Origin of the sequence: Pectobacterium punjabense (genome assembly GCF_012427845.1) — a bacterium.
GTDB lineage: Bacteria > Pseudomonadota > Gammaproteobacteria > Enterobacterales > Enterobacteriaceae > Pectobacterium > Pectobacterium punjabense.
Window position 1 is genome coordinate 4,419,419 of the sequence record NZ_CP038498.1, and the last position, 16,440, is coordinate 4,435,858.

The window sequence follows — 16,440 nt, forward strand, 5'->3', positions numbered from 1 at the left end:
CATATCAGGGGCGTTTCCACTGGTGATTTATACAGATTAATGCCGTGATTATAACAACGCCGACAGCGATGCCAATCGCGAAATTTCAATATGCGGCAGCAGCCGGGCGTCGCCAATCTGCGTCAGGCTGCCTTCACGCAGGTTAATCCAGCAGGCCTGCATACCGCAGCGGATCGACCCCGCCACATCGGTGGTGAGATCGTCACCCACGTGCAGAATCTCATGCAAAGGCAGATTGAGTTTTTCCGCCGCCAGATGGTACATATCATCAAACGGCTTGGCACGGCCATCTGGACCAGCGCGCAGGGTGAAAGAAAAATAGCGATCGAGGCCAAAGCGGTGCGGTTCGGCGTTGCCATTGGTAATCGCCGCCAGCGGCACTTGCGCGGCTAATGCTGCCAACGTCTGGTGCGTCTCTTCCGTAATCGCAATCTGGCTACGCCAGTGGGCAAAGTTTTCCATTGCCGCTTTTGCGCCACGCTTCGACTCCGCAGCACTCAGGCCACAATCTAACATTGCCAGTTCAACCGCGCGGCGACGCCATTCGGTGACGTCGTGATAGATGTCCGGCTCACGCTCTAGCAAGGTCTGGCGTAAGTTTTGGAAATCATCCGCCTGAAAATCACGAAGCGCAGGATGGTACGCTTGCAGGAAGCGGATTGACTCTTGCCCTGTGCGTCGAATGACGTCCGCGTTATCGTACAATGTGTCATCCAAATCGAACGTGATCGCACGGATCGGACCAAGAGGTCGGTAAAAATGCATCAGGGTTTCCCTCGTTTGGCGCGTGGATGCGCAGCATCGTACACGGAGGCTAAATGTTGAAAATCAAGATGGGTATAAATCTGCGTCGTAGTCAGATTAGCGTGGCCAAGCAGCTCTTGAACCGCGCGTAAATCACCGCTGGATTCCAGCATGTGCGTCGCAAAGGAGTGGCGCAGCTTATGCGGATGAACATGGCTATTCACGCCCTGCTTAACACCCCACTCGGCAAAACGCTTCTGCACGTTGCGCATCGAAATACGTCGCCCCTGATTGGAGATAAACACGGCGTCATCCTGCGGGCCGAACAGCTCACGCAGCGCCAGCCAGCGTTCCAACCAGGTTACCGCCGTTTTTCCTATCGGTAATTTGCGCTCTTTGCTGCCTTTCCCCATCACCCAGACTTCACCGCTTGCCAGATCGAGGTGCTGATAGTCCATGCCAACCAGCTCTGCCAGACGCAGGCCCGCGCCGTACATCACTTCCAGCATCGTACGGTCTCGCACCGCAAGGGGATCGTCCAGATCGATCTCCAGCAGGCGATTCATCTCATCCACATCCATATTCTTTGGCAACGGGCGTCCGGCTCGCGGCGTGGATACCCCTTTAGCTGGGTTTGCCGTCAGTACACCGCGTGACACCATCCAGTCGAGAAAGCTGCGTAACGCCGATAAACGGAGCGCCAGGCTTGCTGAATGTAGCCCATCACGCTTACTGCGGGACACTACGGCGCGCACGCCAGAAGCATCCAGCTTGCGCCAGTCAACCACACCCGCAGCGGAGAATATCGTGATAACCGCAGATAATTGGCGCGAATAGCTGGTCAGCGTCAACGGACTTAACTGACGTTCTACTTTCAGATAACGCAGGAAAGCATCAACATCAGTTTGCAAAAGAGAAGAGGAAGGTGACGCCGATGGTTCGGGCTGCCGGCTCATACCCGCTCAACCCAGCGCGCCAGCATCGCTGGCAACATCATCGCCATTTGCTGAAGCAGCACGGTTCCCATGCCATCCTGATAATGGTGGCTGTCACGGCTGCTGAAAATCAGCACGCCCAAATCATGATGATTGCCCATCAGCGACAGCGCAACCGAACCAACCTGACGAGCCTGTGGCAACAGCAGTAACAATTCCGGCCCATTCAGGCTGCCAAGGTAGTGGTTCTGTTGTCCGAAGCGCTGAATGCGCAACGGCTCAAACGTGGAGCGATTTAGCCCAAGGTGGGTAAAACCAGAAGGCGCACCAATGCGCCATTTGTCGCTAAACAGACGAACCGTTGCCCCTGCCAGGCCAAGCTGACGCGCCCAGCGCTGCAACCGATCCAACATATCTGTGAGGCTATCCGCCGATGCCAATTCGGTTTGTAACCCAAGCAGGCGGTTGAACAGCACTTCATTCGCACCCGCTTGTTCCATCAGCAGCGTGATTTCTTCCTCAAGCTGGGTGATATGGTTACGCTGGCGTGCCAGTTGCCATTCTACCAGCGACACGGTTCCTCGGACGGGATGAGGAATGCGCATCTGTTCGACGGGACGCGCATTGCGGATAAAAAAATCAGGATTTTGTTGCAGGAACTGCAAAACCATCTCGTCACTGAGTGCGATCTCGCGTTCTGCCTGTTCCTCGACATTCTTCATAAATGAATAAATCCATCGTAGACATGCGTTGCAGGTCCGGTCATGAATAACGGATGCCCCGGCCCATCCCACTGAATATCCAACTCTCCGCCCGGCAGCGATACGCGAACTTTCGCGGACAATAATCCCTGCTGGATACCGACCGCCACGGCCGCACACGCGCCGCTACCACACGCCTGCGTTTCTCCCGCGCCGCGCTCGTATACGCGCAAACGGACAGTCTGGCTATCGACAATCTGCATAAAGCCAATGTTGGCGCGTTCAGGAAAGCGTTCGTGGCTTTCCAGCAATGGTCCCAGCGTTTCCACCTTCGCCGTTTCCACGTCTTCAACCTGAATCACACAATGCGGATTGCCCATCGACACCACACCACAAAGCACCGTATGTTCGTCGGCACGCATGATGTAGGTTTTCTCCGCTTTGACCGCGCGAAAAGGTACCTGTTGCGGCTCGAAATTCGGCTCACCCATGTTGACGCGCACCAGCTCATCATCCGTCACAGAGAGCACCATCCGGCCAGTCTGCGTACTCACGGCGATATCACGCTTGTTGGTCAACCCTTTCAGGCGAACAAAACGGGCGAAACAGCGCGCGCCATTACCACACTGCGCCACTTCACTCCCATCCGCGTTAAAAATGCGGTAATGAAAATCCAGTTCAGGATCGTAGGGCGGCTCGACCACCAATAGTTGGTCGAAACCCACACCACAGTGCCGATCCGCCAAACGGCGAATCAGTTCGGGTGAAAAATAAACGTTTTGCGTAACGGCATCAACAACCATGAAATCGTTGCCTAATCCGTGCATCTTAGCGAACTGCATTATCCTGACTCCCCCGCTTACTTAACCGGGCGCGATAAACGTATACGTGACCTGTTATTATTTGTTGTCGTCACACATTAAGGACGCATTGACGGTTTCTTTTGTGGCGGCTGGTTCTCATTTTGCTGAGTCGTTGACGCGCCGGACTTGCTATCGGTTGGCATATAAAGCGGACCTTTCAGGCCGCAACCGAGTAAACTTACCACTGATAACACCAGAAGAAGTGGGCGAAACACGTTTTTCATTACGTTAAGACCTGTCATTAATACTCGTATGCTCTCTATAATCGCAGGTGGATCATGAAAATCAATAGGAATCGAAAATGAACGATAGCGAGTTCCACCAATTAGCCGACGAACTCATGCTTCAGTTGGAAGAAACGCTGGATCGGTTTGAGGGCGATGCCGACATCGATTACGAAATCAACGGCGGCGTGATGACGCTGAGTTTTGAGAACGGCAGCAAAATCGTGATTAATCGGCAGGAGCCGCTGCACCAAATCTGGTTAGCGACCAAAGCAGGTGGCTACCACTTCACCCTTCAGGCAGAACGCTGGATATGCAATCGCAGCGGTGAAGACTTTCTCACATTGCTGTCATCCGCCTGCTCGACGCAGGCCGGGGAAACCGTTCACTTCGAGTAACTGCCGCATTTTCAATGGCATCACGGTTCAGCATACCTCAGCGCCGCCCCAGAACGATCGGCACCAGTACCAGCAACAACAGCATCCCAATACCGACCATATTCACCAGCGGCCAGCCGCTGGTTAGCGCCATCAGGCTACCGGCAGACAGCGACGCCAGTGCATTAGGCAGGTAAATCAGCAACGAGTTAATGCCCTGCAAGCGAGATTTATGCACAGAATGGGTAAAAGCATTCAGCATAAATGTTCCACCGTTGAACATAAACGCCCACCCGATGCCAAACAACATCAGCGCAAAAAGAAAGTACCAGAACGTCAAACCACTCAGCGCGACCACCACACCAACCACGTTACAAACCACGCCGATCGCCACAACCTGAACCGGCGTCAACCGTTTCGCTAGCAGCACTAATAGCAGTGCAGGCGCATACATAGCGACAAAATGCCATTGCAACACCGTCGCGCTGTGGCCAACGGAAAAGTGGTGCTGGTGCATCGCCAACGGCACCGAGTTCATTAATAGCGTCATCACCACAAATCCGACGGAACAACTTGCGGTTCCCAACACAAATGCCCGACTTTTCAGAATCGACGCCAGCGGTTCGCTACGCTGAGCGCTGGCTGTAATCATCGACATCGGGGGCAATTTAAGACCAAGCAACAGCAGTGATGTCACAATGCAGATAAATGCAGCGGCAATAAAACTGCCGAGAAACGGGTACGATGCCCAGAGTTGAGAAGATTGGCTAGCGGCAAATGGACCGAGGAAGCCCCCCAAAATACCACCGCTGATCACCCATGATATTGCTCGGTTTTTCTGCTGATTATCGGTAAAAATTTCAGCAGCCGCGAAACGATAATATTGATTAAAGGCGCAGGACATTCCCAGAACAAATGTCGAAAACACAAAGAGGGGGAAACTATGTAGCACAATCGCCAGCGCCGCCAACAGCGCCCCTGACAACCCGAGCAGCGTGCCGATGATGAACGCATTGCGCCTGCCATATTTTGTCATCAATGAGGAAACGGCGTAGATCATCAGCGCTGCGCCGCATACCGTTGCGGTAATCGGCAGCGTGGTCAATAGAGGAACTGGCGTCATCGATACGCCAACCAGCGTAGAGCACAGCGTCATCAGGGAAATAATACTGCCGGTCAGCCCTTGTCCGAGCGCCAGCAGTATCAGATTTCGGCGTTGCAACGAATCCATCAATACATCCTTTTTTGAATACGCTGAAAGCCGAGTGTCAGGTGGCTACTAGAGAATCTGTAGTCGCTGCTTCATCGTCATTACCTCATCCCCGACCACGGGCGTAATGCACAGATGAGAAAGTGCACTGCTGCGGAACGGGATGACCTGCGTGCGGCCGTCCAACTGTACAATTTGGTAGAACTGCGGCAGGTTGAAATTGATAAAGCTAGAACCGTAAGTAAAGCGATCGTGCGAAGACGAATAGAAACGGCTGACATCGCGCACCAGTTCTTCCTTGCTGCCTTCACAGTGGTGATACACCTCAACGCGGTTTGACTCATCGAGAATATAGATATTAAAACCTTGATTCTCCGTCACATCTTCAAAGAAGAATTGGATGATCCCTTCACTCGCGACACCATCAACCACTGGCGGTAAATGCACATGGTTGGTTTCAACCTGAACGGGCTGGCCTTGCAGCTTATTGTTAGAAATCGCGCCATAAAACTCGACCGCGTTTTCCAGCTTCTGCACTGACACACTCAACCGCTCAAAGAACAGCCCCCAGGTTTGCCCCGCCACTTTCACCGCTTTGAAGCGCCCAGGCTCCTGCTGACGCGTACTGGTCAGGCGCAGCTCAATACATTCGGACACCAGTTGCTGAACACGAGTACGAATCAACCCACGCAGGTGCTGGCTGTAGCAAAACACTTCCAGTGATTCCGGCAGCGCCGCATCCTGATGCATTTTGCCCAGAATAGTTTTCAACGCTTCCAACACCGCCTGCTCGCCGCTGAAATGCAGAGTACGCACTTCGTTCCACGAGTTGCGATACAGCAGGTCGATACTGCCGACCAAACACTGCTGCTGCTGGCCGAAACTAAATACATCCAGATGACGGAAATCGAAATGCACCACCTGATTGCGAAACGCCGCCGTCGGATCGTGTTCCAAATTGACGATAATCGCCAGATGGCGAATTTCACACGGGCTGTACAGCGCCTTCGGCGTAGGTGCGGGCAGGCGCAGCGGGAAATGGCTGGCGACATCGTCCACCAGCGCTTGCAGACGCGTGATATCACACAGCTCGTTGCCTTTGATGTACAGGCGCGTATTGGGTGTCAGCAGGCCATTAAAATATGCCCACGCCACCAGCTTGTTCAGATAGCGGTTATATTCCAACGGCTGGTGGCTGATGATCGCATCCATCGACGGTGCCTGATTGTACAGGTACCAGCCAGAACGGTTAGCACGACCCGGTGGAACATAGATAAAGGTTAAGTTCGGCTCTGACAAATCAGGCGAAATTTGTGGGTTCAGCAGAGTGACCTTGCCCGGCAACGCTTCAAACGCGGCGTACAGTTTACGCGTCAATACACCGATATCCTGCGGGCTCGCGCTGACGCTCAGATTATTGCGGCGGGCGAAGCGGATCAGGTTGCGATAGGTCTGCATCATCGCATCCAGCAGCTCATTATGCGCTTCGCGTACCTGTTCAATTTTCCAGTTAGCGCGGTTATCCAGCATGGCCAGATGCTCGTCGCTCCAGCCCCATTCCTGCACCAGTTGGCTCAGAATCTGCCGCCGCCAGCCGACACAGGCTTGTTCTCTGGAGAGCTTTTCACACACTTTTAAATAGAAACATCGACGCGCCAGATCGAGGCGCGTGGGATCGTTAATCGCCGTCAGATAGTGCGTAACGCGATCCAACATCATGCAGTAAGGATCGAGGCCAAAAGAGACAATCTCACCATCATGCAGACGTTTTTTAATTTCAGTCGACAGCAGGCTGGTATCCGGGTATTCCCAAGAATAGGCTTCCAACAGCAGCGTTTTCAGCACAGCTTTATACGGGGAATCGATACTTTTATAGAGCTGCCAAAGGCTCGCACCAAAATACTCTTCCGCCGAAAGCGTGCTTAATCCACCTAAATCCATCCACTCGTTCGGTGCCAGCGCGCCCTGCGAGTACAGCGACAGCACATAATCGTCGTAGTGGGATTCTTCTTCGACCGGCACCATATTCCACAGAATACGTTTACCCGCCATACGCACAGCGGTGCGGTAAAATTCGTCAAGCAACAGGATGTGTTGCATGGTGCCGCAGTCTTCACCGCTCAGGCTACCGCTTTCATTATGGCGGAAACGACTTTCATCCATCAGGAAGAAGCTGACTTCAGCGCCCTGCGCAGCGGCCCACTGCTCCAGCAGCGTACATTTTTTCTGTAAGAGCTGGCGTTCTTCGCTATCCAGCCAGGATTGATGGCACACCCAGATATCGAGATCAGAGCTACAGCTCTGCCCGATAGACGAAGTGCTTCCCATTGAATAGATGCCCGTGATCGGCAGTTCGCCCTGCGGATGAGAGCTGTCAAACTGACCCCAACGCAACGCGATGCCATCAAGGTACTGTTGTTGCTTTTCATCAGGCGTGTGAGTGCAGATACCGTGAGGCACCTTGCCTTCAAGGTAGCCGGGCATCAACGGGTGATGATGATGTAATAAAATGGGCAGAAGACTGTAAACCTGCTGAAAAGCTGGCTTCATTGCTCCCAGAGCACGGTCAACACGCAGTTGGTTGATCGCATCCAGTCTTTGCTTCAAAGTCTCGATGTAGAAGTACAAGACGCTTCGCCTGATTTATCCCAGTGCCTAGAAAAACCCCGTGTTCCAAACTCGCCAATGATAAAATTAGAAGAATGTGTGGCGAATTATTGCTGGAAACGTGATCAATTTAACACCTTGCTGATTGGGCGTAAAGAAAGTAAAGAAAGTTAGACTTATCTATCTTGCTTTATTGCGAATTTCTCTACCCGACTGCATCAGCCCGGTCTCCTTACTCGTCATACTTCAAGTTGCATGTGCGTTGGCTGCGCTACTCGGTACACTTACGTGCACCTCGCCCCGTTGGGGCCGCTGCCAGCAGCGTTCAAATCTGCCTTTGGCAGATTTGTCAGTCGCCCGAATCACTTACTTGTGTAAGCTCATCGGGACTCCTTCCCTTGCCGCGTTATTCGGCCTTATGGCCTCACCCCTTCGGGGTCAGCACAAGCGCTGTTCAAAAACGCCTTGCCGTTTTTGTCCTGAAACTCGAATTATTTAGAGTATATCTAGATTTGCGGCACCCGAATTTCAGACCGTTTTAAAAGGCGCGCCGCTCATGCCCACAACCTGACACCAACGCACCATCAGTGATACGATGGCGGAAAATGATAAAAACGGTATCAAGCATGTTAGCCAATATTATTAGAATTGCCACCCGACAAAGCCCGCTAGCCCTATGGCAAGCACGATATGTTCAGCAGTGTTTGAACCATCTCTATCCCGATTTACAGGTGGAACTGGTGCCGATGGTAACCCGCGGCGACATCATTCTGGATACGCCACTGGCAAAGGTTGGTGGTAAGGGATTGTTTGTTAAAGAGCTGGAATTAGCACTGCTCGAAGGACGCGCCGATATCGCCGTTCATTCCATGAAAGATGTGCCTGTCGAGTTTCCCGATGGCCTTGGCCTGACCACCATTTGTGAACGTGACGACCCACGCGACGCTTTTGTTTCCAATCATTACGACAGCCTCGATCAATTACCGGAGGGCAGTTGTGTCGGTACCTCCAGTCTGCGTCGCCAGTGCCAACTGCGCGCCCGGCGCCCCGATCTGGTGATTCGTGATTTGCGCGGTAATGTCGGCACGCGTCTGTCAAAACTGGACAACGGCGAGTATGACGCCATTATTCTTGCCGTCGCGGGTCTGAAACGCCTTGGACTTGAAGAACGCATCCGCAGTGCGTTAAGCCCGGAAGAGTCTCTGCCTGCTGTCGGGCAAGGCGCTATCGGCATCGAATGCCGTTTGGATGACGATCGCATTCGCCAGCTCCTTGCTCCACTCAATCACACCGAGACCGCTGCCCGCGTACTGGCTGAACGTGCGATGAATGTACGTCTTGAAGGTGGCTGTCAGGTGCCGATTGGTAGCTACGCCGAGCTGGAAGGCGATACGCTATGGTTACGCGCGCTGGTTGGTGCACCGGATGGCAGCCAGATGATTGTCGGTGAACGTAAAGGAAGCATCGTCGATGCTGAAAAAATCGGTATTGCCTTGGCTGAAGAGCTGTTAGCGAAAGGGGCTAGCGCCATCCTTCAGGCCGTTTATCAAGGGTCAAGTTCATCATGACGATTCTGGTTACCCGTCCGTCACCCGCTGGCGAACAACTGGTGACCCGTTTAAGGAAGCTCGGCTATCACGCCTGGCACAGCCCGCTGATCGAGTTTTCGCCTGGACGAGAACTCGCTGGTCTGCCTGCACAATTACAAGCGCTACACGCCGACGATCTGGTGTTTGCACTCTCACAACACGCGATTCATTACGCCGATCCCATGCTGGCACGCACGGGCATAAGCTGGCCTGCGCATCTCGCTTATTATGCCATTGGCCGAACCACAGCACTGGCGCTGCATAAAATCAGCGCACACCCTGTCACCTATCCGCCTGAACGTGAAACCAGCGAAACGCTATTGCAGCTCCCTGAGCTGCAAGATGTTGCAGGGAGACGTGCTCTAATACTGCGCGGTAATGGCGGAAGGGAATTATTGGGAGAAACATTAACTGAGCGGGGTGTACAGGTCATCTACTGTGAATGCTATCAGCGTAGAGATGTTCACTATGATGGTTCGGAACAAAGCCGCCACTGGCAGCAAATAGGCATCGACAAGCTGGTGATTACCAGCGGAGAAATGCTACAACGGATCTATACTTTAGTACCTGATTACTATCGGGCTTCCTGGTTACTTGGCTGCCAGTTGATCGTCGTCAGTGAACGACTGGCAGAACAGGCACGTCAGTTCGGCTGGCATGATATCCGGGTGGCCGATAACGCCGATAACGATGCGCTTGTGCGCGCACTACAATAAACCTGATCATGGGATGTACCATTATGACGGAACACAATACCCCCACAGCTCCATCCGACGAGGTTGCTGAACGGGTTGAACCCGCTCATCAGCAGCAAGATCCCGTACCACAGCCCAAGCGCAGTGGTGCCATACTAGGGGCGATCGCCATCGTGGTTGCGCTGGCAATAGGCGCGGGCTTGTATTATCACGGCCACCAGCAGGCACAGAGAGAAACTGCCTCGCTTCAACGTCTGGAATCACAGCTAAACGCATTGCAACAGCAGCATAAGCAAGAACAGCAGCAGTGGCTGGACGCTCAGCAGCAGCAAAGTAAAGCGCAGGACAGCGCCACACAGCGTCTTGAGGCATTAACGCGTCAATCAGACGAGCTGCGCGATAAGCTGGCGGCACTTTCCAGCCATGACACCAATACCTGGCTGATCGCTCAGGCAGATTTTCTGGTGAAACTGGCAGGACGCAAGCTGTGGAGCGACAAAGATGTCACCACCGCAGGCGCATTGTTGAAGAGCGCGGATGCCAGTCTGGCAGAAATGAACGACCCTAGCCTGATAGACCTCCGTCGCGCATTGACCAGCGATATCAGCGCGCTGGCTGGCGTGAGCCAGGTTGATTTTGATGGCATCATTCTCAAAGTGAACCAGCTCACCGACCAATTGGACAACTTGCAACTCGCCGACAACAACACCGATGAAGCGCCGATGGACGCTAACAGTACGGAGTTGTCCGCGTCATTGAGCGAGTGGCGCCAGAATCTGAGCAAAAGCTGGCACAACTTCATGGCTGATTTCATCACCATTCGCCGCCGTGACAGCGCCGCGGAACCACTGCTGGCACCGAATCAGGATGTATATCTACGTGAGAATATCCGCTCACGCCTATTGGTCGCCGCACAGGCCATTCCTCGTCACCAGAACGAAGTGTACAAACAATCGCTGGAAACGGCCGCAACCTGGGTCCGCGCCTACTTCGATACCACCGACCCCACGACGCAGGCCTTTTTGGATCAGTTGGATACCTTAAGCCAACAGTCGGTCTCACTGGATGTCCCAGCCGAGTTACAAAGTCAGGCACTGTTAGAAAAATTGATGCAAACGCGCGTTCGTAATTTACTGGCTCAGGCACCAGCCACACAGCAGGGAGAGTGAGCATGCTAAAGGTCTTATTGCTGTTCCTGATCCTGATCGCAGGCGTTGTGATCGGCCCAATCGTCGCAGGTCACCAAGGTTACGTCCTGATTCAGACGGATGACTATGACATTCAAACCAGCGTGACCGCTCTGGTTATTATGCTGGTGCTATTTTTCCTCGCCTTTCTAGCGGTAGAGTGGCTGCTACGTCGGCTCTTTCGCACCGGCTCCCGCACGCGGGGCTGGTTCCTCGGTCGCAAACGCACCCGCGCTAGAAAGCAGACCAAAGCTGCGCTGCTCAAGCTGGCCGAGGGGGATTATTTACAGGTAGAAAAACTGCTAACTCGCAATGCCGATCATGCCGAGCAGCCCGTAGTTAACTACCTACTGGCAGCAGAAGCCGCGCAGCAGCGCGGTGATGAATTCCGCACCAAGCAATATCTGGAGCGTGCCGCCGAAGTTGCAGATACCGACCAGCTTCCGGTAGATATTACGCGCGTGCGCATTCAGCTAGCCCGTAATGAAGATCATGCTGCACGTCACGGCGTGGACAAATTGCTGGAAGTCGCACCTCGTCACCCTGAAGTGTTGCGTTTAGCGGAACAGGCTTTCCTGCGCACTCACGCCTATAGCGCACTGCTGGATATTCTGCCTGCGATGCGCAAGATCAATCTGTACCCCGAAGCGCGTTTGCTGGATCTACAACAGCAGGCCTATATCGGCCTGATGAATCAAACGATGGCAGATGGTGGCAGCGAAGGGCTGAAATCATGGTGGAATAATCAGAGCCGCAAAGTACGTCACGAGATTCCACTTCAGATCGCGATGGCTGAACATTTGATCGAGTGTGACGATCATGATACTGCTCAGAAGATCATTCTCGATGGGCTCAAACGTCAATATGACGAACGTTTGATCCTGCTGATGCCTCGCCTCAAAGCTGGCAACCCCGAGCAGTTGGAAAAAATGCTACATCAGTACATCAAGCAACACGGTGCAACGCCGCTGTTAAACAGCACGTTAGGCCAGTTGCTGATGAAACACGGTGAATGGCAGCTGGCAAGCGATGCCTTCCGCACCGCGTTGGAACTGCGCCCAGACGCGTATGATTATGCCTGGCGTGCAGATGCATTAGAGCGGCTGCATCTGCCGGATGAAGCGGCACAAATGCGGCGTGAGGGGCTACTGCTCACGCTACAGCAACCCGCTAACTAATCACCAGGTTATCCCCTTCATAAGGCTCCTTTCTGGAGCCTTATTATTTTTATGTTTCGGGAGCAGGCAGTTACCAAACATTTTCAGCAGAATCGAGTAGGAGGCGGGATCGCTCCCGCCGTCCTCTCACACCACCGTACGTACGGTTCCGTATACGGCGGTTCAGGTTAACTCTGGAACTGCCTGTGTTCTTCGAGTAGTGATAGCAAGCCCGCCTTCCTTAGCCACGAGACTTTAATCGCTTGATTCATATGCCTCGCTCCCGCGTTCCACCACGCTCCTCGTTGGTTGCTCGCTGAACGCCACGCCCTTTCTTCCGTTAAACCCGCTTGCATTAACTTCTTCGCTCGCGTGCCTGGACGCTTCCATTGCCGCCACAGCAGGCAACGCAACTTCCTGTTTATCCCGCTATCTATTTCCTCCAGTACCCCTTTCACCTCGGTGTATCGGAAGTAACTTATCCAGCCTCTGAGGAGCGGTTTCAGTTTATTGATGACACTCTGGATTGACGCCGAGTTATGCCCTGTCGTCAGACTGCGCAGCTTTTCCTTTAACCTCGCTACACTACTGCCTGCCACTTTTAAGCGAACCTGTTTGTGCCTGACGCACTGCCTGCCATGCGTTGCGTGCCGGGCGGAAGCCATAACTGGAATTTGAGAAGGTCGGGTCGACGATAGCGCTCAGCTTCTGCGCTATCGCTTGTTGGATAAGTCTGTCTGCTACCGTCGGGATACCTAATGTTCTCACGCCGCCATCTGGCTTTGGGATGTCCATTTTACGTATCGCGCGGGCAGATAATGTCCTGTCATCAATGCACTTTTGATGCTTGCCCAGTTTTCTTTCAGCCACGGCTTTAACGCTGACACGCTGAGATTATCTACCCTGCCGCACCTTTGTTTTCCACCACGCGCTGATAGGCCAGCATCATATTGGCTCTCTGTCACCGTTTCGATTGTCAACGGCACTTCCGCTTTCGTTCGCCCACTGACCGCCGTGTCGATTTCAGCACCACTACGTTGCGCTCGCGGATTCTGTCCGCAGCCCTGACTGATGGCGGCAATGTTCTGCCCTTGTGCATCATTAATCGACATCGAGTATCCGTGTCCTAATTACGGTTAACCTGTTCAGCCCTTCGTGCTCCTGGTCAATGAGTACTACTACGGCGTCGGCTGACTTCTGACATTCCCTCCCAACACCTCTCGATATTGGTAGCACAGTGGCAGAATGGCAGAGCTCCCGAGGTAATTCGCGTGACCTTCCTGCATATGTCTGTCGGCTCTACGTCACAGCGTTCCGTGTAAGTATTGGGCGTTGACGATATCGGCCGCCTTACCCCGCTGTGCCGCCTGAACCGCTTCCTGTTCGTCAGACCCGCATTTTGCTTTCAGCTTCCTTCAGATTTCACCTCACGGTGAACACCCTTGCCGTTCAGCTAACACTTCCCCTTACCGGGTGTGTAGAGGACTTGCACCTCCAAGTCGTCTGTTAACCACCACAGTCAACAGACAGCGCCTGTCAAGGCACTACGCGCCATGCTCGGCGCACCGAAAAAAAAAAACGCTTACCGATAAACGGTAAGCGTTGAAAATATCAGGTCTGTCAGACAACAGTATGGTGCCTCACTCAACGTTATGTCCGGAAAGCCCGATGGAGATTCACATCTTCATCTGGAGTTGGACGATAGGCACCTCAAATTGGCTCTGCGTCATTCCCAGGATTATGAAGCCGAAGCAAGCATAGAAGGTGGAATGAGCATCTACCCGCTTATTTAAGCATAAATTATGCCAATATGCATAATTTTATTGCTATCGATTCATGAATTCATGATAACCAACTAATAATAAATACTATTTTTATTTCTTCACTGCGATAAAAGCAAAAACACACTGGGGAGTAAAAACGAGATCGAACTCACAAAAACTGTCTCCATTCAGAGACGAATTTATCAAATAAAATATTAATCATTATTAATCAATAAATTAAATGTCTCTTTTTTGCGACACCCGATCACCCCAAGTGTCGTGTTTTTCCGACAGTGTTGTCAAAGCTACTAATTCAGCTGAAGAAATAAAAAAATATCCGCGCCGGAAAACTGGCGCGGATTGCATTATTTAACAGAAGAACTTAGCGAGAGGAGAGCTGTTCCAGACTCTGCTTCGCCATCTGATACAGATAGTGTGCCGTCGGGAACAGTGCGCTGTCGTCAACGCGGAATTTCGGGTGGTGCAGCGCATACGGTCCACCGGAGCCGACCATCATGAACGTACCCGGCAGTTTCTGCTGATAGAACGCGAAATCTTCACCAATCGGGCTGGCTTCCACGCGGCGTGCTTCAAACCCTTCGTCACTTGCCACGTTCAGCGCAAACTCAACCCACTCTGGCGTGTTGATCACCGATGGCGGTCCTGCGTGCCACAGGAACTCAATTTCTGCGCCAAAGGTGCTGGCAATACCCGCTACGATCTGACGGAAACGCTGTTCAATCAAATCACGCGCGTCTTGGTTGAACGTTCTGACCGTACCTTCAACGTAGGCGGTATCCGGGATAACGTTCCAGGTGCTGCCGCTATGAACCTGAGTAATCGACACCACCGCGTTATTATCAGACGACACCGTGCGGCTGATGATGGTCTGTACGGCAGAAATCAGCTGGCCCAGAATGATAATCGGATCGTTGCCTTCATGCGGCTTCGCTGCATGGCAGCCTTTCGCCGCAATTTTGATCTCAAAGCGGTCAACGCCCGCCGTCAGCGCACCGTCTTTCCCACCGATGACGCCAACGGGCAGCGTCGGATCGTTGTGAATACCAAAAATCGCCACCGCATTGTCTAACGCACCAACCGCAATCACTTCCGGTGCGCCCAGCCCGGTTTCTTCAGCCGCCTGGAACAAAATCCGCACCGTGCCTTTCAGCTCCGGCTCGATTTTCTTCAGCAAAATCGCCGCGCCCAACGCAGCGGAAGAGTGAAAGTCATGACCGCAGGCGTGCATCACCCCTTTGTTGAGTGACGTGAATTCTACGCCGGATTCTTCTTCAATCGGCAGGGCATCGATGTCGGATCGCACCACGACCAGTGGGCCATCCTGTAGACCACCGACTTCTGCGACCAGACCGGTTTTCAACGGCAGATCGAGAACGCGAATCCCTTCTTTTTCCAATACCGCACGAATCTTTTTCGTGGTTTCGAACTCCTGATTCGACAGTTCAGGGTTGCGGTGTAAATCGTGGCGAAATGCCTGAATAAACTGAGCCAGAGGCTCGTGCTGAGGTGCTGTTCTCATCAATTCTTGCTCCACATTATCTTGCCCTGTCTGGCAGGGCGGCCTTGTTCAGGCGTGCAGGTGTGTCTACGTGTGCGTTAAATATCGTATTCAAGCGGCTCAGGCAGCTTGGTCAACTGACGCAGGAAACGCTGGGTTTGCGGGTTGTCCGAGAAGCTAATCACCTGCTCTGCCGGACCTTCCTCAACGATGTGACCATCCGCCATGAAGATCACCCGGTCGGCCACTTCTTTCGCAAACTGCATTTCATGGGTAACGATCACCATTGTAGTGTCGTTTTTCGCCAGCTTCTGAATCACCTGAAGCACTTCGTGTACCCTTTCCGGGTCCAGCGCCGAGGTCGGTTCATCAAACAAAATGGCTTTCGGATCGACCGCCAGCGCACGTGCAATACTCACGCGCTGCTGCTGCCCGCCGGACAACGTCACCGGATACTGCGCCGCCTGCGGCAACAGACCAACCTGCTCCAGCAGCGCCAGACCGATTTCATCCGCCTGCTTCTTCGGCATTTTTTTCACGACAATCAGCGCTTCCGTTACATTCTCCAGCGCCGTCTTGTTCTTAAACAGGTTATAGCTCTGGAACACCATCGCCGTCTGACGGCGCAGCGCGTAGGCCTCCTTGGAGGAATAACGATGCGTATCCAGCGTTTGGTCGCCAATTTTGATCGTGCCTGACTCCGGCGTTTCCAGCAGGTTCAGACAGCGTAGCAGCGTGGATTTACCCGAACCGGATGGGCCGATAATCGCCACGACTTCGCCTTTCGCGATATCGAGGCTAATGTTGTCCAACACCACCTGATCGCCAAAGCGTTTAGAAAGATTCTTTACACTGATCATGTCAGCCCC

Annotated in this window: 14 protein-coding genes and 1 pseudogene; 5 read left to right on the forward strand and 10 right to left on the reverse strand. The window is 53.2% G+C overall.

Going from position 1 to position 16,440, the window contains the following annotated elements:
- Window positions 1-48: 48 nt before the first annotated feature.
- From yigB to lptM, 5 genes are all read right to left on the reverse strand, one after another.
- On the reverse strand, window positions 49-765 hold the full coding sequence (yigB, locus tag E2566_RS20050; protein ID WP_107170502.1) for a 5-amino-6-(5-phospho-D-ribitylamino)uracil phosphatase YigB: 717 nt from the start codon (window positions 763-765) through the stop codon (window positions 49-51).
- Window positions 765-1,700, reverse strand: a complete 936-nt coding sequence (xerC, locus tag E2566_RS20055; protein WP_107170503.1) for a tyrosine recombinase XerC — start codon at window positions 1,698-1,700, stop codon at window positions 765-767. Before xerC ends, yigB begins: the two co-directional genes overlap by 1 nt.
- Entirely contained in the window at window positions 1,697-2,401 is a 705-nt protein-coding gene (locus E2566_RS20060) for a DUF484 domain-containing protein (protein WP_107170504.1), read from the reverse strand. The genes xerC and E2566_RS20060 overlap by 4 nt, the downstream gene beginning before the upstream one ends.
- Window positions 2,398-3,222, reverse strand: coding sequence for a diaminopimelate epimerase (dapF, locus tag E2566_RS20065; protein WP_107170505.1), 825 nt, complete (start codon window positions 3,220-3,222; stop codon window positions 2,398-2,400). Before dapF ends, E2566_RS20060 begins: the two co-directional genes overlap by 4 nt.
- Window positions 3,223-3,299: 77 nt before the next feature.
- On the reverse strand, window positions 3,300-3,467 hold the full coding sequence (lptM, locus tag E2566_RS20070) for an LPS translocon maturation chaperone LptM (protein WP_286010455.1): 168 nt from the start codon (window positions 3,465-3,467) through the stop codon (window positions 3,300-3,302).
- A 77-nt stretch (window positions 3,468-3,544) separates the two neighbouring features.
- Between lptM and cyaY the strand changes: the two genes are divergently transcribed.
- The gene (cyaY, locus tag E2566_RS20075) at window positions 3,545-3,865 is read left to right on the forward strand and encodes an iron donor protein CyaY (RefSeq protein ID WP_107170507.1); all 321 of its coding nucleotides are present in this window, start codon (window positions 3,545-3,547) and stop codon (window positions 3,863-3,865) included.
- A 37-nt stretch (window positions 3,866-3,902) separates the two neighbouring features.
- On the opposite strand, the gene E2566_RS20080 is transcribed toward cyaY, so the two are convergent.
- Both E2566_RS20080 and E2566_RS20085 read right to left on the reverse strand, forming a co-directional pair.
- Window positions 3,903-5,075, reverse strand: a complete 1,173-nt coding sequence (locus E2566_RS20080) for an MFS transporter (protein WP_107170508.1) — start codon at window positions 5,073-5,075, stop codon at window positions 3,903-3,905.
- A gap of 48 nt (window positions 5,076-5,123) precedes the next feature.
- Window positions 5,124-7,682 (reverse strand): class I adenylate cyclase, encoded by a 2,559-nt coding sequence (locus E2566_RS20085; protein ID WP_107170509.1) that lies wholly within the window; start codon window positions 7,680-7,682, stop codon window positions 5,124-5,126.
- 605 nt (window positions 7,683-8,287) lie between these two features.
- Between E2566_RS20085 and hemC the strand changes: the two genes are divergently transcribed.
- From hemC to hemY, 4 genes are read left to right on the forward strand one after another with little or no spacing between them, the layout of a single operon-like run.
- The gene (hemC, locus tag E2566_RS20090; protein WP_107170510.1) at window positions 8,288-9,229 is read left to right on the forward strand and encodes a hydroxymethylbilane synthase; all 942 of its coding nucleotides are present in this window, start codon (window positions 8,288-8,290) and stop codon (window positions 9,227-9,229) included.
- A complete protein-coding gene (gene hemD / locus E2566_RS20095; protein ID WP_107170511.1) occupies window positions 9,226-9,966 on the forward strand; it encodes a uroporphyrinogen-III synthase in 741 nt (246 codons plus the stop codon). Before hemC ends, hemD begins: the two co-directional genes overlap by 4 nt.
- A gap of 23 nt (window positions 9,967-9,989) precedes the next feature.
- The gene (gene hemX, locus E2566_RS20100; protein WP_107170512.1) at window positions 9,990-11,114 is read left to right on the forward strand and encodes a uroporphyrinogen-III C-methyltransferase; all 1,125 of its coding nucleotides are present in this window, start codon (window positions 9,990-9,992) and stop codon (window positions 11,112-11,114) included.
- A gap of 2 nt (window positions 11,115-11,116) precedes the next feature.
- Entirely contained in the window at window positions 11,117-12,310 is a 1,194-nt protein-coding gene (gene hemY / locus E2566_RS20105) for a protoheme IX biogenesis protein HemY (protein WP_107170513.1), read from the forward strand.
- 167 nt (window positions 12,311-12,477) lie between these two features.
- Here the strand turns inward: hemY and E2566_RS21920 are convergent.
- The 3 genes and pseudogenes from E2566_RS21920 to E2566_RS20120 form a co-directional block, all read right to left on the reverse strand.
- A pseudogene (locus E2566_RS21920) lies at window positions 12,478-13,401 on the reverse strand (group II intron maturase-specific domain-containing protein).
- Window positions 13,402-14,434: 1,033 nt separating this feature from the next.
- Entirely contained in the window at window positions 14,435-15,592 is a 1,158-nt protein-coding gene (locus E2566_RS20115) for a M20 peptidase aminoacylase family protein (RefSeq protein WP_107168956.1), read from the reverse strand.
- Window positions 15,593-15,669: 77 nt separating this feature from the next.
- Window positions 15,670-16,431: an amino acid ABC transporter ATP-binding protein gene (locus tag E2566_RS20120; RefSeq protein ID WP_107168957.1), complete on the reverse strand. Its 762-nt coding sequence runs from the start codon at window positions 16,429-16,431 to the stop codon at window positions 15,670-15,672.
- Window positions 16,432-16,440: the final 9 nt, after the last annotated feature.